24 protein-coding genes are annotated in these 21,222 nt (G+C 62.6%); 15 read left to right on the top strand and 9 right to left on the bottom strand.

What is annotated here, in order from left to right; translation table 11 throughout:
• Nucleotides 1-82: 82 nt before the first annotated feature.
• Nucleotides 83-1,060: a LysR family transcriptional regulator gene (locus tag ACXJKE_RS18110; RefSeq protein WP_457281979.1), complete on the bottom strand. Its 978-nt coding sequence runs from the start codon at nt 1,058-1,060 to the stop codon at nt 83-85.
• Nucleotides 1,061-1,203: 143 nt separating this feature from the next.
• Here ACXJKE_RS18110 and ACXJKE_RS18105 point away from each other — a divergent pair, with 143 nt between their 5' ends.
• The gene (locus tag ACXJKE_RS18105; RefSeq protein WP_457281978.1) at nt 1,204-2,070 is read left to right on the top strand and encodes an oxidoreductase; all 867 of its coding nucleotides are present in this window, start codon (nt 1,204-1,206) and stop codon (nt 2,068-2,070) included.
• Nucleotides 2,071-2,146: 76 nt separating this feature from the next.
• Here the strand turns inward: ACXJKE_RS18105 and ACXJKE_RS18100 are convergent, their stop codons facing one another.
• Nucleotides 2,147-3,355, bottom strand: coding sequence for an MFS transporter (locus tag ACXJKE_RS18100; RefSeq protein ID WP_457281977.1), 1,209 nt, complete (start codon nt 3,353-3,355; stop codon nt 2,147-2,149).
• Between the two features lie 116 nt (nt 3,356-3,471).
• Here ACXJKE_RS18100 and ACXJKE_RS18095 point away from each other — a divergent pair, with 116 nt between their 5' ends.
• The gene (locus ACXJKE_RS18095) at nt 3,472-4,422 is read left to right on the top strand and encodes a LysR family transcriptional regulator (protein WP_457281976.1); all 951 of its coding nucleotides are present in this window, start codon (nt 3,472-3,474) and stop codon (nt 4,420-4,422) included.
• 19 nt (nt 4,423-4,441) lie between these two features.
• Here the strand turns inward: ACXJKE_RS18095 and ACXJKE_RS18090 are convergent, their stop codons facing one another.
• Entirely contained in the window at nt 4,442-5,344 is a 903-nt protein-coding gene (locus tag ACXJKE_RS18090) for a LysR substrate-binding domain-containing protein (protein ID WP_457281975.1), read from the bottom strand.
• A gap of 90 nt (nt 5,345-5,434) precedes the next feature.
• Between ACXJKE_RS18090 and ACXJKE_RS18085 the strand changes: the two genes are divergently transcribed.
• From ACXJKE_RS18085 to ACXJKE_RS18075, 3 genes are all read left to right on the top strand, one after another.
• Nucleotides 5,435-6,325, top strand: coding sequence for an N-formylglutamate amidohydrolase (locus tag ACXJKE_RS18085; protein ID WP_457281974.1), 891 nt, complete (start codon nt 5,435-5,437; stop codon nt 6,323-6,325).
• Entirely contained in the window at nt 6,322-7,314 is a 993-nt protein-coding gene (locus tag ACXJKE_RS18080) for a Bug family tripartite tricarboxylate transporter substrate binding protein (RefSeq protein WP_457281973.1), read from the top strand. The genes ACXJKE_RS18085 and ACXJKE_RS18080 overlap by 4 nt, the downstream gene beginning before the upstream one ends.
• A 196-nt stretch (nt 7,315-7,510) precedes the next feature.
• Entirely contained in the window at nt 7,511-8,545 is a 1,035-nt protein-coding gene (locus ACXJKE_RS18075) for a porin (RefSeq protein ID WP_457281972.1), read from the top strand.
• A gap of 113 nt (nt 8,546-8,658) precedes the next feature.
• On the opposite strand, the gene ACXJKE_RS18070 is transcribed toward ACXJKE_RS18075, so the two are convergent.
• Nucleotides 8,659-9,336 (bottom strand): TetR/AcrR family transcriptional regulator, encoded by a 678-nt coding sequence (locus tag ACXJKE_RS18070; RefSeq protein WP_457281971.1) that lies wholly within the window; start codon nt 9,334-9,336, stop codon nt 8,659-8,661.
• A gap of 147 nt (nt 9,337-9,483) precedes the next feature.
• On the opposite strand from ACXJKE_RS18070, the gene ACXJKE_RS18065 reads away from it, so the two are divergent.
• The 5 genes from ACXJKE_RS18065 to ACXJKE_RS18045 are packed head-to-tail and all read left to right on the top strand — an operon-like array spanning nt 9,484 to nt 11,889.
• Complete coding sequence (locus ACXJKE_RS18065) at nt 9,484-9,957, top strand: VOC family protein (RefSeq protein ID WP_457281970.1); 474 nt, start codon at nt 9,484-9,486, stop codon at nt 9,955-9,957.
• A gap of 51 nt (nt 9,958-10,008) precedes the next feature.
• Nucleotides 10,009-10,413: a VOC family protein gene (locus ACXJKE_RS18060; protein WP_457282090.1), complete on the top strand. Its 405-nt coding sequence runs from the start codon at nt 10,009-10,011 to the stop codon at nt 10,411-10,413.
• A 39-nt stretch (nt 10,414-10,452) separates the two neighbouring features.
• Nucleotides 10,453-10,884: a VOC family protein gene (locus tag ACXJKE_RS18055; RefSeq protein WP_457281969.1), complete on the top strand. Its 432-nt coding sequence runs from the start codon at nt 10,453-10,455 to the stop codon at nt 10,882-10,884.
• 12 nt (nt 10,885-10,896) lie between these two features.
• Nucleotides 10,897-11,244 (top strand): YciI family protein, encoded by a 348-nt coding sequence (locus ACXJKE_RS18050; RefSeq protein WP_457281968.1) that lies wholly within the window; start codon nt 10,897-10,899, stop codon nt 11,242-11,244.
• 24 nt (nt 11,245-11,268) lie between these two features.
• Nucleotides 11,269-11,889 carry a glutathione S-transferase family protein gene (locus ACXJKE_RS18045; protein WP_457281967.1) on the top strand — a complete coding sequence of 207 codons (621 nt, stop codon included), beginning with the start codon at nt 11,269-11,271 and terminating at the stop codon, nt 11,887-11,889.
• Nucleotides 11,890-11,965: 76 nt separating this feature from the next.
• Here the strand turns inward: ACXJKE_RS18045 and ACXJKE_RS18040 are convergent, their stop codons facing one another.
• Nucleotides 11,966-12,307: a collagen-like protein gene (locus ACXJKE_RS18040; protein ID WP_457281966.1), complete on the bottom strand. Its 342-nt coding sequence runs from the start codon at nt 12,305-12,307 to the stop codon at nt 11,966-11,968.
• A 395-nt stretch (nt 12,308-12,702) separates the two neighbouring features.
• On the opposite strand from ACXJKE_RS18040, the gene ACXJKE_RS18035 reads away from it, so the two are divergent.
• The 5 genes from ACXJKE_RS18035 (at nt 12,703) to ACXJKE_RS18015 (ending at nt 17,232) form a co-directional block, all read left to right on the top strand.
• Nucleotides 12,703-13,494 carry an SDR family NAD(P)-dependent oxidoreductase gene (locus ACXJKE_RS18035; RefSeq protein ID WP_457281965.1) on the top strand — a complete coding sequence of 264 codons (792 nt, stop codon included), beginning with the start codon at nt 12,703-12,705 and terminating at the stop codon, nt 13,492-13,494.
• A gap of 110 nt (nt 13,495-13,604) precedes the next feature.
• The gene (locus ACXJKE_RS18030) at nt 13,605-14,555 is read left to right on the top strand and encodes an ABC transporter ATP-binding protein (RefSeq protein WP_457281964.1); all 951 of its coding nucleotides are present in this window, start codon (nt 13,605-13,607) and stop codon (nt 14,553-14,555) included.
• On the top strand, nt 14,552-15,313 hold the full coding sequence (locus ACXJKE_RS18025; RefSeq protein WP_457281963.1) for an ABC transporter permease: 762 nt from the start codon (nt 14,552-14,554) through the stop codon (nt 15,311-15,313). The genes ACXJKE_RS18030 and ACXJKE_RS18025 overlap by 4 nt, the downstream gene beginning before the upstream one ends.
• A 203-nt stretch (nt 15,314-15,516) precedes the next feature.
• Nucleotides 15,517-16,587: a pirin family protein gene (locus tag ACXJKE_RS18020; protein WP_457281962.1), complete on the top strand. Its 1,071-nt coding sequence runs from the start codon at nt 15,517-15,519 to the stop codon at nt 16,585-16,587.
• 198 nt (nt 16,588-16,785) lie between these two features.
• Nucleotides 16,786-17,232: a hypothetical protein gene (locus tag ACXJKE_RS18015; RefSeq protein WP_457281961.1), complete on the top strand. Its 447-nt coding sequence runs from the start codon at nt 16,786-16,788 to the stop codon at nt 17,230-17,232.
• 26 nt (nt 17,233-17,258) lie between these two features.
• Here ACXJKE_RS18015 and ACXJKE_RS18010 read toward each other — a convergent pair whose 3' ends face one another.
• From ACXJKE_RS18010 to tkt, 4 genes are all read right to left on the bottom strand, one after another.
• Entirely contained in the window at nt 17,259-17,489 is a 231-nt protein-coding gene (locus ACXJKE_RS18010; protein WP_457281960.1) for a hypothetical protein, read from the bottom strand.
• 95 nt (nt 17,490-17,584) lie between these two features.
• Nucleotides 17,585-18,583: a type I glyceraldehyde-3-phosphate dehydrogenase gene (gap, locus tag ACXJKE_RS18005; RefSeq protein ID WP_457281959.1), complete on the bottom strand. Its 999-nt coding sequence runs from the start codon at nt 18,581-18,583 to the stop codon at nt 17,585-17,587.
• Nucleotides 18,580-19,143, bottom strand: a complete 564-nt coding sequence (locus tag ACXJKE_RS18000) for a hypothetical protein (protein WP_457281958.1) — start codon at nt 19,141-19,143, stop codon at nt 18,580-18,582. The genes gap and ACXJKE_RS18000 overlap by 4 nt, the downstream gene beginning before the upstream one ends.
• A 15-nt stretch (nt 19,144-19,158) precedes the next feature.
• Nucleotides 19,159-21,201: a transketolase gene (gene tkt, locus ACXJKE_RS17995; protein WP_457281957.1), complete on the bottom strand. Its 2,043-nt coding sequence runs from the start codon at nt 21,199-21,201 to the stop codon at nt 19,159-19,161.
• Nucleotides 21,202-21,222 lie beyond the last annotated feature (21 nt).

Raw genomic sequence — 21,222 nt, 5'->3', positions numbered from 1 at the left:
AGAAAACGGCTGCACACAAACCGATGGATAAGAAAGATACAGAAAGAGATGTCTGCGCGACGTTGATGCCGCGACAGCCGGGTCAGCCGGCCGCGCGGGCGCGACGCGTTTTCCGCGCGATAGCATGCGGGCGCAATTCATGCGGCTCCAGGTAGAACTGCGTGTTGCCAACCAGCCGTTCCACCGCCAGGTCGATGAAGGCTCGCGCACGGGCAGGCTGCGCGTTGCGGCTGCCGTAATAGACATAAAGGCCCAGATGCTCGGTGACATGCCGCGTCAGCAGCGGCACCAGCCGGCCGGCGCGCACCAGCGGCGCAGCGGTGGCGCCGATCAGCTGGCCGATGGCCTGGCCGGCCACGACAGCGCGGGCTTCAAGGTCCACGTCATTGGTGAGGAAGGACGCGGCGACGGTACGGGCCACCACTTCTTCACCCACCTTGAATTCCCAAGGCATGGTCTTGCCGGTGCCCGTATGGTGAAAGCCCGTGCAGCGGTGCCCGGCCAGGTCTTCAAGGGTCTGGGGCGCGCCATGCTGCGCGATGTAGGCGGGTGACGCGCACACCACCAGTTGCAGCGGCAGGATGCGGCGCGAGATGATGCCGCCCGCGGGCGGCGCGCCGGCGCGAAAGCCGACGTCGACGCGGTCTTCCACCCAGTTGCCGATGCGGTCGTCCATCTGGATGTCGGGATCCACCTGCGGATAGCGGCGGCAGTATTCCTCCAGCACGGGCCACAACACCTCGAGCATGATGGAACGCGGCGCGACGATGCGCAGCGGCCCGGCGATTTCTTCGCGGGTGCGGCGCGCGCCCTGCAACGCCCGCTGCAGCGTCGAAAGGCCGGGCTGCGCGGCCTGCAGGAACTGCTCGCCTTCTTCGGTGAGGCTCAGGCTGCGCGTGGTGCGGTGAAAGAGGCGCACCCCCAGGTGCTGCTCAAGCTGGACCAGCGCCTGGCTGGCGGCCTGCGGCGTGATGGCCTGTGCGGCAGCGGCCTGGCGCAAGCTACCGAGTTCAGCAGCTTTGACGAAAGTGGAAACGGCGCGCAATTCATTGAAGGCCATGGCGGCTCCTGGCGGTTTTACGGGGAGCAAGCCCCTCATTGTCATGATTAGCTTGATTATGAACTCACCGATTGTGGGCTATTCAACACTTAATCAAAAACCTACATTGCCCTCCTCAGCAACATTTTTTTAGGGGCAAGACCATGAATGCAAAGACTGACTTCAAGCGTATCTGGATGATCACCGGCGCGGCGCGCGGCATTGGCGCCCGCATTGCCGAAGCGGCGTTGGCGCACGGTAACGCGGTGGTGGCGACTTCGCGCGATGCCGCCTCAGTGCAAAAAAGATTTCCCGCGAGCGATGCACTCCTGGCATTGCCGCTGGATGTGACCGACGAAGCACAGGCGGCGGCCGCCGTGCAAGCCGCGTTGGCACGTTTTGGCCGCATCGATGTGCTGGTCAACAACGCGGGCTACGGCCTGCTGGGCGCGGTGGAAGAAGCCACTGGCGACGAGGTGCGGCGCCTGTACGAGACCAATGTGTTCGGCCTGCTGAGCGTGACACGCGCGGTGCTGCCGTCCATGCGTGCGCGCCGCAGCGGCCACGTCATCAACATCTCGTCGCTGGGTGGTTACCAGTCGGGCCCGGGCTTTGGCGTTTACTGCTCGACCAAGTTTGCGGTGGAAGGCCTGACAGAAGCTCTGCACGGCGAACTGGCGCCGCTGGGCATTCACGTCACCAGCGTGGAGCCGGGTTACTTTCGCACCGACTTCCTGGACAACGCCTCGCTGGCAGTGTCGCCACGCATTCTGGACGACTACGCCCAAAGCGCAGGCAGGGTGCGCGAAGCTGCCACAGAGATCAACCACAACCAGGCGGGCGACCCGCTGCGCCTGGCGCAAGCGATGCTGAAGTTGGTGGAGGCCGACACCCCACCGCTGCGCCTGCCGATGGGCACCGACACGCTGAAGGTCATTGCAGACAAACATGCGTTTGTGGAGGCCGAGGTAAAGACGTGGAAGGCGCTGTCGGCTTCGACGGATTACACGCGGGAAGAGCTGGCCGCCTGAGCGTTGTCTTGTGGATGAAAAAGGCCTCTCGAGAGGCCGTTTTTTTTGCGGCGAAGTACCGGAACGGTATTCAGCGTCAGGCGGCGCAAGGAGCATACTTTTTGGCAGGCCACATCCGCACCACCAGTGCTGCCGCACCTGACACCGCGGCCATCACGCACACGCCCTGCCAGCCGGCGTGCGCCAGCACCATGCTGCCGAGCCACGCACCGCCGGCCATGCCGCTGAACATGCCGATGAACAGAACCGCATTGAGCCGGCTGCGCGCGGCGGGTTCAATGCCGTAGACGATGGTCTGGTGAGCAATCAGCGTGGCCTGCGCGCCCAGGTCAAACACCACTGCGCCCAAGGCAATAAGCCACAGCTGGTTAGGTCCCAGGGCCATGGCGATGAAGGCCGCGACGACCAGCGCGGCGCCCAGCCGGGTCACGACTTCAGGGCCTTTGCTGTCGGCGATGCGGCCGGCCAGCGGCGCGGCTAGCGCACCGGCGGCACCGGCCAGGCCGAAGGCGCCGGCGGCGCCGCTGCCCAGGTTGAAGGGCTCGGCGTGCAGCATGATGGCCAGCGTGGACCAGAAGGCGCTGAAGCCGATGCTGATCAGGCCCTGCGCGACGGCCGCGCGGCGCAGCGCGCCGTGGCGCTTCCACAGCGTGGCAAGCGAGCCGAGCAACGCCAGGTAGGGCAGCTGCGTGGTGGGTACAAAGCGCGGCAGGTGCCGCCACACCGCCACGCCCAGCAGCGCAATGCTGAGGGCCGCGGCCACGAACATGCTGCGCCAGCCGAGCTGCTCGGCCACGACGCCGGCCACCACACGCGACAGCAGGATGCCCAGCAGCAGGCCGGTCATCACGGTGCCGACGGTTTTGCCGCGTTGGGCTTCGGGTGCGAGTGTGGCGGCGGCCGGCACGATGTCTTGTGCCAGCGTGGCCGCAAGACCGATCGCGAGGCTGGCCAGTGCGAGCACCGCCACGGACGGCGCGGCGGCGGCGAGCAGCAACGCCAGCACCAGAGCGGCGGCCTTGCCGAGGATGATGCGCCGGCGGTCATAGCGGTCGCCCAGCGGCGCGAGTAGCCCGATGCCCAGCGCGTAACCGAGCGTTGTCAGTGTGGGCACCAGGCCGATGGCGGCGGGGGTGGACTTGAATTCAGCAAGCAGCAAGGCCAGCATGGGCTGGCTGTAATAGAGCGAAGCCGCGGCCAGGCCGGCACCGGTGGCGAGCAGGAGAATCAATGGGAACGGCAAGCCGGGCCCGGTTTGGTCATGCGTATTAGCTGTAGAAATCATGAGGAAAATCCCGATTTGAGGCAGGACGCGAGTATGCGGGCGGGGTTTTGCGCTGTGAAGGCTGCTATTGGGCACAATGGTCATACGTAAAACGCATAAGCAACCTGGGAGACCTCATGAAAACCGCGCCGGACCGGATCGAACTCATGCAGACCTTTGTGCGCATCGTGGAGGCGGGCAGCCTGTCCGCCGCCGCAGCGCAGATGAACGCCACGCAACCCACAGTCAGCCGGCGCCTTCAGGCGCTGGAACGTTCGCTGGGCCTGAAGCTGCTGCAGCGCTCCACCCACGCGATGAAACTGACGGAGGGCGGCGAGCGCTGCTTTGCCCGTGCCAAGGAGCTGCTGGGCAACTGGGGGGCTTTTGAGGCCGACCTGCGCGGCACCCAGGAAGTGGCGGAAGGCACGCTGCGCGTGGTGGTACCGCATGCGCTGGGCCAGCAGCAGCTGGTGGGGCCGGTGGTCGACTATTTGCGGCGCCACGAGCGCGTCACGGTGGAGTGGCTGCTGCATGACGGCACGCCCGACTTCATCACGCAGGGCATCGACTGCGCGGTGCACGTGGGCGCGGTGGAAGATCCTTCGCTGGTGGCCGTGAAGATTGCCGAAGTCCGGCGCATCGTGGTGGCCGCACCTTCCCTGCTGCAAGACAAGCCGCTGCCGATGCATCCAGCCGATCTGCAGGCCCTGCCCTGGCTGGCGCTGCAAACCTTCTACCGCAACGAGGTGATGCTGATCCGCCGCCATGCCGACCAGCGCCGCGAAGAGCACCGCTTTGCGATACGGCCGCGCCTGGGCACGGACAGCCTGTTTGCCCTGCGCAACGCCACGCTGCTGGGCCTGGGCGCAAGCATCGCTTCGACCTGGCTGGTGGCGGGCGACGTGGCCGAAGGCCGGCTGCTGCATCTGGCGCCGCAGTGGTGTGCCGAGCCCCTGCCGGTCTACCTGATCTACCCCTATTCGAACTTTTACCCGGCCAAGTTGCGCCGCTTTATCGAAGCACTGCGCGAGGGATTGCCCATGGGCATGGGCCTGCCGGCCCGCGAGGACGGGGCCGGCGCAGCCTGATCGCAGCGCCTGGGAGAGGTCAGGCGCCGGCCGTGTTGCCGGCCTGCTCTTGCAGCCATGAGGCAAACGCTTCAACGGCGCGATTGCTGTGGGCGGCAGCGGATCGTTGGCAAAGGTAATACCCGCGCGAGATCAGGACCCGGGTGTCGAAGGGCAGGACCAGCTTGCCGCTTTCGAGTTCGCTCTCGATGAGGCACGGCTGGATGACGATGGCTCCCATGCCGGCGCATGCCGCGACGATGAGGTTGTTGCCCAGATCGAACCCCGGGCCCAATGCTGGCTTGGGCTGCTTTAAACCTGCACCCTCCATCCACACGGCCCAGTTGTCTGGGTAGTTGATGTGATGAAGAAGGGTATGCGCCGCGAGATCCCGCGGATGCTGAATGCTTCGCGCAAGTGCGGGTGTGCATGCGGGCGTGATCTCGTTGCCCAGCAGATAGCATCCGCGGATACCGCGTGGCCACCTTCTTCCCGGGCGCCTGAGCGCGATCCACAGGTCCACGTCGTCGCGCTTGAAGTCTTCGTCGAAATGGAATTGGCGCAGCTCCACCTCGACATTGGGGTTCAGGGACTTGAATTGCGCGAGCCTGGGGACCAGCCATCGCGTTCCGAGGGTTGGTATGACGCTCACCCGCACTTTGCGTTGCGATGACCCTCCGCCGAACTGGGTGACGGCCGCCTCCAGCCCGGCGACATGGGTTTCAACCAGCTTCTGGAATTCGCGCCCGCGGACCGTGGGCACAACGCCCGTCGCGTTGCGGTCGAACAGGCTGCAACCCAGCCTTTGCTCAAGGCGCAGGATGGCCTGGCTGACGGCGCCCTGCGTGACGGAAAGAACCTCCGCCGCGCGGCGAAAACTCCCCAATTGGCAGACCCCGAGAAACGCGTGCAGTTCAGCCAGCGACGGCGACTTGAATTTCATGACCGTATTAGATCATCTAATCAGCAGCTTTGAAATTGTCGTTTGTCGCGCGGCACTCGCGGCGTCAAACTGCCGGCCATGAGCCAAACCATGTCCCACGCCGAACCCGTCAAGGTCGTCCGACCCGTCGTTGATCCCATCGCACTGGTGTGCGACTCCCCGCACAGCGGCACCTACTATCCGCAGGACTTCGATTTCTCGATTGAATTGCAGCAACTGCGGCAGTGCGAGGACACGCTGATCGAGCAGCTTTGGGACGCGGCGCCGCTGGTCGGCGCGACTCTGGTGCACGCGACGTTTCCGCGCAGCTACATCGACCCCAACCGCAGTGAGGACGACATCGACCTTGCGATGCTGGACGGCGAGTGGGCTGAGCCGGTGGCCCCTTCTCAACCCTGCCTGCGGCTGGGTAACGGCCTGGTGTTCAGCAAGACGCCGACGCTACAGCCGATCTACAGCCGCCGGCTTCATGCCAGCGAAATCAAACACCGGATTGAAAGCTGCTGGCGGCCGTATCGCCATGCGCTAGAGGACGCGCTGGCCCAGTCAAGCACCCCGCAGGGTGAACGGTGGCACCTCAACCTTCATTCCATGCCAAGCAACGCGTATGTGCGCCTGGGGTTGCCGGACAAGCCGCTGGCCGACATCGTGCTGGGCAACCTGCATGGCGCCAGCTGCAGCGCGGCTTTCGCGGACTTCGTCGGGGAGGAGTTCAGGCGGCAAGGCTATACCGTCGCACTGAACGACCCCTATGCGGGGCAAGACCTGGTGCGCACTCTTGGCCGGCCCGCACACGGACAGCACAGCCTGCAGATCGAAATCAACAGGGCGCTCTACCTTGACGAAAAGACGCGCGAGCCAAAGCGGCAGTTCCATGAACTCAGGAAGCGCATTCACCTGGTGCTGCAGGCCATCGCGGGACACATCAGGGAAGAAACCACTCACTCGAAACGCCACGTCAACCTCAAGGACACAGCATGATCACCATCCCAAGCCGTCGGAAATTCCTGGGCATAGCGGCCGGTGCGGCGGGCGCGGTAGCGTGCCCGGCATTCAGCCAGCCGCAGGCTTACCCGAGCCGTCCCATCACATTGATCGTGCCCTTCCCGCCCGGTGGAGCAGTGGACATCTCCGCGCGCGCTATCGCCGACAAACTGGGCAGGCTGCTGGGCCAACCGGTCGTGATCGACAACAAGGCCGGCGCAGGTGGCGCCATTGGCACCGGCATTGTTGCAAAGGCCGCGCCCGACGGCTATACGCTGGTCGTCACTTCGCAGTCAACCCATGTGGTCAATCCGGCGGTGTCGCCGAACCTGCCTTACGACGCAGTGAACGATTTCGCCTACATCACTCTGATCGACAGGCTGCCGAACGTGCTGGTCGCCAGCGCCAAACTCCCGGTCAAGACCTTTGCCGAGTTTGTGCGCTACGCCAAAGCCAACCCGGGCAAATTGAACTATGCCTCGTCAGGCAATGGCTCGGTGGCACACCTGAGCATGGAACTGCTCAAGTCGAAGCTGGGCCTGTTCATCACGCACATCCCCTACCGGGGCGCCGGACCGGCACTGACGGACCTGCTCTCGGGGCAGGTTCAGCTGACGTGGAACAACCTGCCCTCCAACCTGGCCATGCTGCAGAGCGGAAGCCTGCGCGCACTGGCCGTCGCTTCGCCGCTGCGCGCGCCGCAGTTGCCGGACGTTCCCACCTTTGACGAGCTCAAGCTGCCCGACCTGAACCTCACGTCATGGACGGGGCTGGCAGCGCCGGCAAAGACGCCCGAGGCCATCATCCAGAAGCTCTACGACGCGGTGCGCACCATTCTTCGCGACAAGGACACGCTGGAAGCCTGGCGCAAACGCGGCGCAATGCTGCCCGAGAACGTGCGGCCAGCCGAGTACCGGCAGGAAGTCATTCAACGCATCCGGTTCTTCAAGGATGTCGCCCAAGCCAACAAGATTGTTCTGGAATAGCCGCGCATGAACCTTCACCACCCCACCACGATGCCGCAGCCAGACGGTTGACGCGCACGTCCACGACCCTGTGCCCTGTGAATTTGCTGCCCTGTTGAAGACGATGTCTTCTCAGGCCTGGGCGAACTTTGCCCGTGAATACCCCCGCGGCGGTGATTGATCTCCCGCTATCTATAAAAGCTTTGAGGAGTGAGGAATGAATTACAAGATGATCTGCCTGGCAGCGGTTGCTGCCGGTGCAATAACCCCTGTTACTGCGCTGGCGCAAAGCACGGTGACGATCTACGGGAAGATGGATACGAGCTTCGAGAACTCGAAGACCGGCTCGGTCTCGCAGACGCTCATCACGGGCAACGCGTCCCGGTTCGGCTTCAAGGGAACCGAGGACCTGGGCGGAGGGCTCAAGGCCTTCTTCGGGATCGAGGCTGCCATCTCTTCCGACACCGGAGCGACGACCTCGCCGATGTACCGCAATTCGTTCGTGGGATTAGGCGGCGATTTTGGCGTGGTCAATATCGGGCGCATCGACTCGGCCGCACCGAGCCGCACGCCCATCTATGCGATCCTGGGGCGCAACGTGGAGTACGTCATCCACGATGCCGGCGCCACCGCGATTGGCACCTCCATCTTCAACGCGCGCACACGTGTCTCGAACGCCATCGGCTATGCCAGCCCGGTGATCAGCAACTTCGTCTTCCGCGCCGGCCATTACTTCAACGGTGAAGGCCTGCCGGAAACTCCGGCCGGCCCGGTCCGCTTTGAGAGCGACTACAAGCAGACCGACGTCTCGCTGAGCTACGGTGAAGGCGGCGGCCCGCTGGGTCTGGGCGTCGGCTACGGAAGGGACAGCAAACGTGGCGGCGCCTTGCTCAACGATTTCAGGAACAAGTGGATGCTGGTGGGCTCCTACGACTTCGGTGGTATCCGGGCTTGGGCGGTCTACAACCGTGACAACTTTCAGGGCAATGCGCTGTCGCGCAGCAAGGTGGCGGCGCAGATGATTGGCGCTTCGTGGGACATCACGCCCAGCAGCAAGGTCATGGCCAACTACATCCGCAAGGATGTGCAGAGCGATCCGGCGGGCAAGCTCAAGCGCTTCCAGGCGGGCTACTCCTACAAGATGAGCAACCGCACTTCGCTGTACGCCTTCTACGACCGAAACGATCCCAACAACCGCGTCGCCAATGACGTGATCCGCGTTTACGGCGTGGGCATTCAGCACAACTTCTGAGCGCCAGGAGCTGGCGTAACTAGCTGATACGCAAAGCCCGCCTCCGGCGGGCTTTTGTCATCAATGCACCGGCCAAGCCTTGGGCAAATTCAATCAATGGATGTCAACTCCCCCTAGTCCCCGCACAGGCCCTTTTCAACCATGTCCAGCAGATGCTCGCCGATCTGCTGCATCTGCGGACCGATGAGCGGGCCTAACGGGCCGTCAATCACCAGCATGGCCAGGCCGTGCACTGCGGACCAGGCGAGGAACTCGGCGCCGGGCCGGCGCTCAGGCGACAGCACGCCGGCGCTCACGAGTTTGTCAAGCGCGGTGCCCAGCAGCTCGAAGGGGTCCAGGCCGCTTTCCCCTTTGCGCTCGGCATTGGCCGGCGCGCCCTGGGCCCTTTCTTTCAAATCATCCGAGGGGCCAAAGGCCGTGCGGAACAACCCGCTCTCTGCCTGCGCAAAACGCAAATAGCCGGCGCCGACCGCGCGCACGTTGGCGCGGGCGAATTCGGCTGGCGGCAAACCCCGGGGCAGCGCAGCCAGTTCGGCCTCCATCGCGCGGGCCACGGCCGCCAGCGCGGCTGAACGAACCGCATACAGCAAGGCCTGGCGGTTTTCGAAATGGCGGTAGGCCGCATTAGGCGCTACGCCCGCGCGGCGCGTGGCTTCGCGCAGCACCACGGCCCCGGGCCCGCCGGCGCGGGCCAATTCCACCCCGGCTTCCAGCAGGGCACGTCGCAGGTCGCCGTGGCGATAAGTGCTGCGCGGCGGCGGGACTGGCTGGGAAGGGGGCGCACTCGACATGGCTTGTTACTTATTTATGTGGACAGTGTTCATTATCTTTGCTATTCTTTTGTGGACGGTGTACACAATACTGCTGATTTGGCCACCGCACAAGGCCCGCAAGCCTTTAACGATTCTTTAAACGCTCTTCTTTCAAGGAACCAGACCATGCAGAAAATCACCCCCTTCCTGTGGTTCAACGACCAGGCCGAGGAAGCCATGAATTTTTATGTTTCGATCTTCAAGAACTCGAAGATCACCATGCTCAGGCGCTACGGCAAGGAAGGCCCGGGCCCGGAGGGTTCGGTCATGACCGGCAGTTTCCAGCTTGAAGGCCAGGAATTCATGGCACTCAACGGCGGCCCGCACTTCAGCTTCACGCCGGCGATTTCGCTGTTCGTGGACTGCAAGACGCAGGAAGAGGTGGACGAGCTCTGGGACAAGCTCTCGGCGGGCGGGGCACCCAACCAGTGCGGCTGGGTCCAGGACAAATTCGGCCTGTCGTGGCAGATCATCCCCACCGCGCTCGGCAACATGCTGGGCGACAAGAACCCGGCCAAGGCCGGCGCCGCCATGAGCGCCATGCTGAAGATGCGCAAGATCAATATCAAGGACCTCCAGGAAGCCTATGACAGGGCCTGAGGAAGCACCTCCTCATTCAATTTATTCAAGGAGAGACCCGTGACGACCAAGATGTTTGTGAACCTGCCCGTGAAAAACCTGAACCAATCGGTGAAGTTTTTCACCGCGCTGGGCTTCAAATTCAACCCGCAATTCACCGATGAAAACGCCACCTGCATGATCGTGAGCGAGGAAAGCTTCGTCATGCTGCTGGTCGAGAACTATTTCAAGACCTTCACCCCCAAGCCGGTGAGCGACGCACGCAAAAGCACCGAGGTGCTGATCTGCCTTTCCTGTGACAGCCGCCAGGAAGTCGACGAGATGGTCAGCAAGGCTGTGGCTGGCGGCGCGACCACGCCCAACAAGCCACAAGACCACGGATTCATGTACCAGCACGGCTTCGAAGACCTGGATGGTCATCTCTGGGAGCTCGCCTGGATGAACGTTGAAGCCCACGCTGCGCAAATGAGTGCCTGAAAAATCCCCCAGCCTTATCAACCCACGAAGGAGTCAATCATGCTGATCCAGTCTTACCTCTTTTTTAACGGCCGCTGCGAAGAGGCCATCGAGTTTTACCGCAAGGCGCTTGGCGCCGAAGTGAAGATGATGATGCGCTTCAAGGAGAACCCGGAACCCATGACCGAAGGCTGCGGGCCAGACGGCGGTGCCATCCCGGGTGAGAACATCATGCATGCCAGCTTCAGGATCGGCGAAACGGAAGTGATGGCCTCTGACGGCATGGGCAACGGCAAGCCGGAATTCAAGGGCTTCTCGCTCTCGTTGACTGCGGCCAGCGATGCCGAAGCGCAGCGCCTGTTCAAGGCATTGAGCGACGGCGGCAAGGTAGAGATGCCCATCATGAAGACCTTTTACGCTTCGTCTTTCGGCATGGTGGAAGATCGCTTCGGCGTGTCGTGGATGGTCATCAAGCCGCTGCCCATGCCCTGATGGGGAAAGCATATGCAATTCCTGCTGATCATTTGCCACGACGCGGCCTTCGCGCCCACGCCGACGCTGGTGGCCGACATTGGCGCCTGGGTAAAGGACATGGGGAGCCGCGGCATCCTCAAGCACGGCAACCCGCTGCGCCCCCCCGACGACGCGATGACGGTGCGGGTGCGCAGCGGCAAGCGCGCGGTAACCAGTGGCCCCTTCACCGATAGCGCGGAAAAAATGGCGGCCTACGGGCTGATTGAATGCGCCGGCATGCAGGAGGCGATCGACATCGCAGCCGGCCATCCCATGGCCAGGGCCGCGACCATAGAGGTCAGGCCGGTGTGGTCCGACCTGCCGCGTATGGCGGCCTGAAAATCACCGATGAAATGAGTCAGCATGAAGCTTTATTACTCGGACACGCTGAACCCGCGAAAAGCCTGCGCCGTCGCCAGGCACTTGAAGCTGCCGGTGGAGTTCATCTACGTGGCGCTGGAAAAGGGCGAGCACCGTACGCCACAGTTCCGCGCAATGAATCCCAATGCCAAGGTGCCCGTGCTGGTGGACGGCACCACGACCTTGTGGGAGTCGAATGCCATCATGTGCCACCTGGCGGAGAAAGCCGGCTCCGACCTGTGGCCGCGCGACAAGCGCCAGACCGAGGTGATCCGCTGGCTGATGTGGGATGCCACCGAGTTCGCGCCAACCGCCAGAACCTTCTATTTCGAACACATCATCAAGCCGCGCTTCCGTCAAAGCCAGGCCGACCCGGCCGAGATTGCGCGAGTGACGCCGGTCTTCGAGCGCTACGCCGGGGTGCTCGAAGCGCACCTCAAGGGGCGCGAATACCTCGTCGGCGACGCGCTGACTGTGGCCGACTTCGCGGCAGCTATCCCCTTGCCGTACGCCGAAAAGGCCCGCTTGCCGCTGGACAATTTCCCGGAAATCCGGCGCTGGCACGACCGCCTCAATCAGTTGGCCGCCTGGCGTGAGCCCTTTCCGGAATTACAGGGCGGTTAAATGCCTTGTACCCGCCGCTGAAAACAAAAAGGCCGGCGAGCACTCACGCGTTCGCCGGCCGGTGCAACCGAAAACCTTACCGTGCGGGCGCGGGAACGATCACGACCGTATCGCCTGTGGCACCGGTTCTGCCGGTCTTTCCGGTGTCGCCTGTGGCGCCGGTAGCACCCGCAGCGCCTTCGTAGCCGGTGGAGCCTGTTGCTCCCGTAGCACCGGTGGCGCCGGTCGGGCCGGGAATGCCGACTCCCGCGCCTGTGGCTCCTTTGGCGCCATCGGTGCCGGGGGCACCCGTGGCGCCAGCAGGACCGGCGGGACCGGGGACCGTGACCACAGCCGCAGGCGGCGCGACAACCGTTCTTTCACAAGCGCTCAGGGCCAGGGTGCCGGCAAGTGCGGCTAAAAGCAGTGGGTATTTCATAGAGATCCTCTGGTGAGAAAATTCGCACGGAAAAATGTGCGCCAACAGTTCGTTCCTGCCTTGACCGTGAACTGTTTTTTTTACGGATCATGTGCATGAAACCGATACCAGCCACAACACTTTGCCGAGAGACACACATTCGAGAACCGCAAGCGGTTGTCGCATGCCTGGCCATCTTGAAAGAATCATTTCTGATGCAGACAACAGGATGAGTGCTCAAGGTACCCATTGGCAAGCGCGCATGCTGTAGGACGGGCCCACGACAGCGTGTCCCGAATCGGCAGCATCGCAAACGCGCGTAACCATGTCCAATAGTGCAAACTTCAACCTGAACTTTCGCCCACACCGCCAAAGCCCTTTCTTCATTCACACCAGACAACAAGGCAAGGACATCCATGACCGCAACTTCTTCAACCAGCCCCGTGGCCGTCGTAACAGGGGGTGCTCGCGGCATTGGCCTTGCCATCGGGCAATGGTTTCTGGCCAACGGTTACCGTGTGGCGCTTCTGGATATCGACAGCGACACGCTGCTCCCCGCCGCTGCCGCCATTCAGGATGCAGGCCGCATACTGGCGGTGCATTGCGACGTGGCCGACCCGGCGCAGGTGAAATCGGCCATGGCGAAGGTGGACGCCAGCTTCGGCCGTATCGATGCGCTGGTCAACAACGCCGGCATCGCGGTGTTCAAGCCTATCGGTGAGACAACCTTTGAAGAATGGCGCCGGGTTTTGGGCGTCAACCTGGACGGCGCATTTTTGTGCAGCCAGGCCTGCGCGCCCATCATGAAGCGCACGGGCGGCGGCAGCATTGTCAACATCGCGTCGATCTCGGGCCTGCGCGCGAGCACGCTTCGCGTGGCGTACGGCACCAGCAAGGCCGCGCTTATCCAGCTGACCAAACAGCAGGCGGTTGAATTGGGCACCATCGGCATCCGGGCCAACGTGATCGCGCCCGGGCCGGTGGACACGGAAATGGCCAAGCTGGTTCACAGCGTGGCGATCCGCTCGGACTACCACGACGTGATTCCGCTGGGGCGTTACGGCACCGTGGAAGAAATCGCATCGGCCGTGGGCTTTTTGTGCAGCCCGGCAGCCAGCTATGTCAATGGCCAGGTGCTGGCTGTAGACGGTGGCTTTGAGTCTGCCGGTGTCGGCTTGCCGACGCTGAGAAAAAACCAGGGGGCCTGAGCACGCCATCTTGAAAACCCTGCTCCCGGCTTTTTCAGCCTTGCTCTATAGAATGATTCGGGTCTCTTCTGGCGCCACATTCTGGCGCCGCTTTCTTGTCAGGATGCCGCGTGCAACCCATTATTTCCCTTCAGAAACTCAGCAAAACTTACGCTTCGGGCTTTCATGCGCTCAAGTCGGTGAACCTGGACATCCAGCGCGGCGAGATTTTCGCCCTGCTCGGCCCCAACGGCGCGGGCAAGACCACCTTGATCAGCATCGTCTGCGGCATTGTCAATCCGAGCTCGGGCAGCGTGACGGCTGATGGACATGACGTCGTTCGGGATTACCGCGCCGCTCGCGCCAAAATCGGGCTGGTGCCTCAGGAGCTTTCGACCGATGCGTTTGAAACCGTCTGGTCCACCGTGAGCTTCAGCCGGGGCCTGTTCGGCAAGCCGCCCAACCCGGCCTACATTGAGAAAGTGCTGCGCGACCTTTCGCTGTGGGACAAGAAGGACAGCAAGATCATGGCGCTCTCCGGTGGCATGAAGCGCCGGGTATTGATTGCCAAGGCGTTGTCGCACGAACCCACCATCCTGTTCCTCGATGAGCCCAGCGCGGGCGTCGACGTCGAGCTGCGCAAGGGCATGTGGCAAATGGTGCGGGAGCTGCGCGACAACGGCGTCACCATCATCCTGACCACGCACTACATTGAGGAAGCCGAAGAAATGGCCGACCGCATTGGCGTCATCAACAAGGGCGAGCTGATTCTTGTCGAAGACAAAACGGTGCTGATGCGCAAGCTGGGCAAGAAGCAACTGAGCCTGCAACTGCAAACGCCGCTGCAAACCATTCCGGGTGCGTTGGCAGGGCTGCCGCTTGAGCTGACGAAAGAGGGCCACACCCTGGTCTACACCTTCGACACACAAACCGAGGAGACGGGTATCGCGGCGTTGCTCAAGCAGCTGGCCGAACTCGGCATTGACTTCAAGGACCTGCATTCAAGCGAGAGTTCGCTCGAAGACATCTTCGTGAGCCTGGTGCATGCCGACAAACCGGGCGCCCAGAAGGAGGCCGCATGAACTGGCACGCCATCCGCGCTATTTACCGCTTTGAAATGGCGCGCACCTTCCGCACGCTGATGCAATCCATCGCCTCGCCGGTGATCTCGACCTCGCTGTACTTCGTGGTCTTCGGCGCGGCCATCGGCTCACGCATGGGTGACATCGACGGCATCCGCTACGGTGCCTTCATCATCCCCGGCCTCGTCATGCTGTCGCTGCTCAACGAGAGCATCTCGAACGCCGCCTTCGGCATCTACATGCCGAAATGGTCGGGGACAATTTACGAACTGCTGTCGGCGCCGGTGTCGTCCATGGAAGTGGTGATGGGCTACGTGGGCGCTGCGGCGAGCAAGTCCGTCATGCTGGGACTCCTGATCCTGGCAACGGCGCGCCTCTTCGTGCCCTATGAGATCGCGCACCCTTTCTGGATGCTGTGCTTCCTGCTGCTGACCGCGCTGACCTTCAGCCTGTTCGGTTTCATCATCGGGCTATGGGCCGACAACTTCCAGAAGCTGCAGATTGTGCCGCTGATGGTGGTGACGCCGCTGACTTTCCTCGGTGGCGCGTTTTACTCGATCAACATGCTGCCGCCGTTGTGGCAGAAGGTCGCCCTGTTCAACCCGGTGGTCTACCTGATCAGCGGATTCCGCTGGAGTTTTTACGGCGTGGCCGATGTCAACGTAGGCATCAGCGTGGCGGCCATCATGGGCTTTCTGGGGCTGTGCCTCGGCGCGGTGTGGTGGATCTTCCGTACGGGCTGGAAGCTGAAGGCCTGAGGAAGGGACAGGCGATTGATGACAACGCCCTATAGATGCTATTGATTTTATAGCTGCTTGCGCTTTCTACATAAGGTCCACAAGCATATTTCCCTTAAACCGCCAAGGCCGGGCCGGCCAGGTGGGCTGGCGGTGCAGCTTGAAAGGACAGCGGCCAACCTTATATGTGTTCTTTGAAAGTTTCACGCCAGAAAGGCCTCTTCATGCCTGCCGACCCCACCGCAAGTTCTGTCGCTCACTCCGCCGCCCATCCAGTCCTCCAGGTCAAGCCACTCGGCTTTCCGTGGGCAACGCTCGACCCGTTCCTCTTTTGCGTGTACCACGACGACGCCTACCCTCGCGGCAATGCGCAGATGGGCCCGGATGCCTCGCTCGCGGGGCGCAATATCGGCCAGGACTTTGCCCGCAAGGACGGCTGGAACATGTACCACGGCAGCACGGTGCCGGGCTTTCCCGCGCACCCGCACCGCGGCTTTGAAACCGTGACCATCGTGCGCAAGGGCCTGATCGACCATTCCGACTCCCTGGGCGCGACAGCGCGCTTTGGCCGCGGCGACGTGCAGTGGCTGACGGCCGGCAAGGGCGTGGTCCATTCCGAGATGTTCCCGTTGCTGGACCCGCAAAATCCCAATCCACTGGAGCTGTTCCAGATCTGGCTGAACCTGCCGGCGGCCGGCAAGATGAGCGAGCCGCACTTCACCATGTTCTGGTCGCAGGACATTCCGCGCCTGGACATCAAGGATGCCGAAGGGCGCGGCACCGAAGTGGCCGTGATTGCCGGCCGTATTCAAAATACCCAGGCCGCGCCGCTGGCGCCGCCGCCGGATTCGTGGGCTTCGCAAGCCGAGGCCGACGTGGCGATCTGGACGATTCGCATGGTGCCCGGCGCCCGCTGGACGCTGCCCGCCGCAACGGGCGAAGGCACGCGCCGCCACCTGTATTTTTTCAAGGGGCAGTCTGCGACGCTGGGCGGCCAGGCGGTGAACGTGGACAGCGCCATCGAGCTGCGGGCCGGCGTGGATGCGGAGATCATCAACGGCGGCGAGGAAGCCGAATTCCTGATGCTGCAAGGCAGGCCCATTGGTGAGCCGGTGGTGCAGTACGGCCCGTTTGTCATGAACACGCAAGCCGAAATTGCACAGACCATGGCGGACTACCAGCGCACGCAGTTTGGTGGCTGGTCGTTTGGCGATGACGCGCCGGTGCATGGGCGGGAGCCGGCGCGCTTTGCGCGGCACCCGGGCGGACGCGAAGAGCGGCCGACGGGCGACTGACGGCCGAGCAGCGCCTCGCTGCTATATTTTTAATAGCTGCCCGCGCTTGTTCTTAGCCGCTCCGGGGCACTTTTCGCATAACTCCGGCATTACCAGTCAACTTCCCCGCAGTACCCCCAGGCAATATCGGGTTTCGCAAACGCCGCCTGTGGGGTGCGGCAGCAGACGCCTACACTCCCGCCAACACAAGGAGATGCCATGAGCCAGGAGCCCAACTCCCAAGCGGTCAAAAACGAACTGAATGCGCTGGCGCAGGCGTTCTTTCGCGCCGTCTCGTTTGAGCCGGGCAGCGTGCCGCCTTACGATGACATTCACGCGCTCTTCATCGACGCAGGCCTCCTGATCAAGAACACAGGAACCGCACCCGAGATTTCCAGCGTGCGCGAATTCATCGCGCCGCGGCAGGCCATGGTGGACAGCGGCGGCCTCACGCGCTTCAGGGAATGGGAGCTGTCGGAAACCACACAAATCTTCGGCAACATTGCCCATCGCTACAGCGCTTACGGCAAGGCCGGCACGATGAACGGCGAGGCATTCGAGGCGCGCGGCATGATCTCGACACAGTTTGTCAAAACGCCTGACGGCTGGAAGATGAGCGCCATGGCCTGGGACGATGAACGGCCCGGCCTGACCCTGCCGGGTTAACCGGGTTCAGCGGGTTGACCGGCCACTCAGACAGGCATCAAACCTGTGTTGATCGCCGCCTCGTCCAGCGTGGCGAAAGTCATGTTGTGGCGATCCGTCAGCGGCCCACCGCCGGGCACTACATGGCCGTCTGCGGTGTAGCCAATGGCCTTGAACTTCCACACGCCGCCAATCAGTTTGAGCTGGCCCACCAGCTCGCCGCTGCTCAGATGAACACTCACCACTTGTTCGTTGAGTTTTTTGAACGTCAGGGGCATCAGCATGAACCTTTCAGTGCGACCGGTCGCCGAGTATTGCACTGACAATAAAAAAGCGCCCGGAGGCGCTTTTTTATTGGCGATGTTGAAGTGAATTACTTCGCCACCACGCGGACCATTTCGAGGCACTTGTTGGAGTAGCCCCATTCGTTGTCGTACCAGGCGACGACCTTGATGAAGGTGCCGTCGAGCGCGATGGACGCATCGGCGTCAAACACGCTGGTGCAGGTCTCGCCGCGGAAGTCGGTGGCAACGACCTTGTCTTCGGTGTAGCCCAGGATGCCCTTGAGTGCGCCTTCGCTTTGCGCTTTCATTTCGGCGCAGATTTCCTTGAGCGTGGCTTCCTTGTTGAGCTCGCAGGTCAGGTCAACCACCGACACGTCGGAGGTGGGCACACGGAAGGACATGCCGGTCAGCTTCTTGTTGAGCTCGGGGATCACCACGCCCACAGCCTTGGCAGCGCCGGTGCTGGAGGGAATGATGTTTTCCAGGATGCCGCGGCCGCCGCGCCAGTCTTTGTTCGACGGGCCGTCCACGGTTTTCTGCGTGGCAGTGGCCGCGTGCACGGTCGTCATCAGGCCGCGCTTGATGCCCCACTTGTCGTTCAGCACCTTGGCGATAGGCGCCAGGCAGTTGGTGGTGCAGCTGGCGTTGGAAATGATGGCCTCGCCCTTGTAGGTCTTGTCGTTGACGCCGAAAACGAACATCGGGGTGTCGTCTTTCGACGGTGCCGAGAAGATGACCTTCTTCGCGCCGGCGGCCAGGTGCTTCTCACCGGAAGCCTTGTCGAGGAAGAGGCCCGTGGACTCCAGCACCACGGTGGCGCCGATATCGCCCCACTTGAGGTTGGCGGGGTCACGTTCCTGCGTCAGGCGGATCTTCTTGCCGTTGACGATCAGCGTGTTGCCCTCAACGGACACGTCGCCTTCGAAGCGGCCGTGCACCGAGTCGTACTTCAGCATGTAGGCCAGGTACTCAGGCTCGAGCAAATCATTGATGCCGACGATTTCAATGTCGCCAAAGCTTTTGATGGCCGAGCGAAACACGTTGCGGCCGATACGGCCAAAACCATTAATGCCGAGTTTGATAGTCATGAGATCTCCTGTGAGTTTGAAAAACGATGCTTTGCACCCGTGTGATCGCGATTGGCGAGCCAGCCCCAGGCAAAAAGACAGAATGCGAACACGTAACCCCATTGCGCCAGTCCACGGCGGTTGAGCGCCACAGCCTCGCGGAAACGGAGCGCGTCGTCATAGGAATACAGTACGGCACCACCCCGTTCCAGCACGTAAATTTCAGACGTTGCTGGATCGCTTCGCAGTACCACCTCTTGATCAACAAGGCTGCCGAACGGAATGTCTGAGACTTTCTGCATTGCGCCGTCCCGAAGCGCTACCAGGGTCCATCCGTAAGCGTCCTTACCGACGCTACCTTCGAAGAAATACTCAAGCTCGGTCACACCCAGCCTGTATCGCTGGCGAGTTTCAATTTGTGAAACGCGGCTGACGACCGCGGTTTCCACGCGCAGATCGTCATACGCCACCGCCGTCTTACCCGGCAGCGAGAAATAAAGAAAACTCGTCGCAACCACAAAGCACAGCAAACCCAACTGGAAGGCCAGTGAGTTGCGGGCGAGCCAGATGAGCTTTGGCATGCGGCTTCGTGAGGTTTATTTCTTCAGCACCTTGCGCACGGTGTCGGCCACGTTCTCGGCGGTAAAACCAAAGTGCTTGAACAACACGGGCGCAGGAGCCGACTCGCCGTAGCTGTCGATGCCCACCACGGCGGCGCAGCCGTATTTCCACCAGCCGTCCGTCACGCCCATTTCCACCGCGATGCGGGGGATGCCTTCTGGCAGCACTTCGGATTTGTACGCCGTTTTTTGCTTGTCAAACGTCGTGTTGCTGGGCATGGAGACCACACGCACGGCGATCTTGTGGGCGGCCAGCAGCTCTTGCGCCTTGAGCGCGAGTTGCACTTCAGAGCCGGTGGCAATGATGACGGCCTGGGCCTTTTTGTTCAGGCCCACTTCGGCGGGCTCGGCCAGCACATAAGCGCCCTTGCTGATTTCACCGAGGTCGTTCTTCGGTGCGTAAGGCAGGTTCTGGCGGCTCAGCAGCAATGCCGTCGGTTTGTTCTTGTTCTCGAGCGCGACGGCCCAGGCAACAGCCGTTTCAGCCGTGTCGCCCGGACGCCAGACGTCGAGGTTGGGAATCAGGCGCAGGCTGGCCGCGTGCTCGATGGACTGGTGCGTCGGGCCGTCTTCGCCGAGGCCGATGGAGTCGTGCGTGAAGACGTGGATAACGCGGATCTTCATCAGCGCGGCCATGCGGATGGCGTTGCGGCTGTAGTCGCTGAAGGTGAGGAAGGTACCGCCGTAGGGAATGAAGCCACCGTGCAGCGCGATGCCGTTCATGATCGCGGCCATGCCGAATTCGCGCACGCCGTAGTTGATGTGGCGGCCGCCCGCGCTCACGCCTTCGGCATTGGCCGTCAGCACGACTTCGCCGTTCATGTCAAAACGCAGGTTGGGCGTGGACTTGGTGTTGGTGAGGTTGGAGCCGGTCAAATCGGCCGAGCCGCCCAGCAACTCTGGCAGGCCGGCGGTGAAGGCTTCGAGTGCGAGCTGCGAAGCCTTGCGGGAGGCCACGGTTTCGGCCTTGGTGTGCGCGCCGATGACAGTGTCGACAGCCAGCTGCGAGAAACTCTTGGGCAGGTCGCCCTTCATGCGGCGGGTGAGTTCGGCGGCGAGCGCGGGGTGCGCAGCTTTGTAGGCGGCAAATTTCGCGTCCCAGGCGGCTTCAGCGGCCAAGCCCTTGGCCTTGGCGTCCCACGCGTCGTAGGTTTCCTTCGGCACTTCAAATGGTGCATAAGGCCAGTTGAGGGCTTCGCGCGTGAGCTTGATTTCTTCAGCGCCCAGCGGCTCGCCGTGGGCCTTGGCGGTGTTGGCGCGATTCGGTGAACCCTTGCCGATGTGCGTCTTGCAAATGATCAGCGTGGGCTTGTCGCTGGATTTTTTGGCGCCTTCAATGGCCTGCGAGACCAGCTCGGCGTCGTGGCCGTCGATGGGGCCCAGCACGTTCCAGCCGTAAGCGGCGAAACGCACGGCGGTGTTGTCGATGAACCAGGGAGCGACCTGGCCGTCAATCGAGATGCCGTTGTCGTCATACAGCGCGACCAGCTTGTTGAGCTTCCACGCGCCGGCGAGCGCGGCCGCTTCGTGGCTGATGCCTTCCATCAGGCAGCCGTCGCCCATGAACACATAGGTGTTGTGGTCGACGACGGTGTGGCCTTCGCGATTGAACTCTTTGGCGAGCAGCTTTTCAGCCAGCGCCATGCCGACCGCATTGGTCAGGCCCTGGCCCAGCGGGCCGGTGGTGGTTTCAACGCCGGGGGTGTAGCCGTATTCGGGGTGGCCGGGGGTTTTGCTGTGGAGCTGGCGGAAGTTCTTGAGTTCGCCAATGGGCAGTTTGTAGCCGGTGAGGTGCAGCACGGCATAAATCAGCATGGAGCCGTGGCCGTTGGACAGCACAAAACGGTCGCGGTCGAACCAGTTGGGGTTGTGCGGGCTGTGCTTGAGGTGGCTGCCCCAGAGGGCGACTGCCATGTCGGCCATGCCCATGGGGGCGCCGGGATGTCCGGAATTGGCTTGTTGAACGGCGTCCATTGCGAGTGCGCGTATCGCATTCGCCATCATTTGCGTATTGGCCATGTAGGCAGCTCCGGGAGGGGG

The organism is Polaromonas sp. P5_D5 (assembly GCF_054049435.1).
This window is presented reverse-complemented; position numbering and strand designations above follow the sequence as displayed.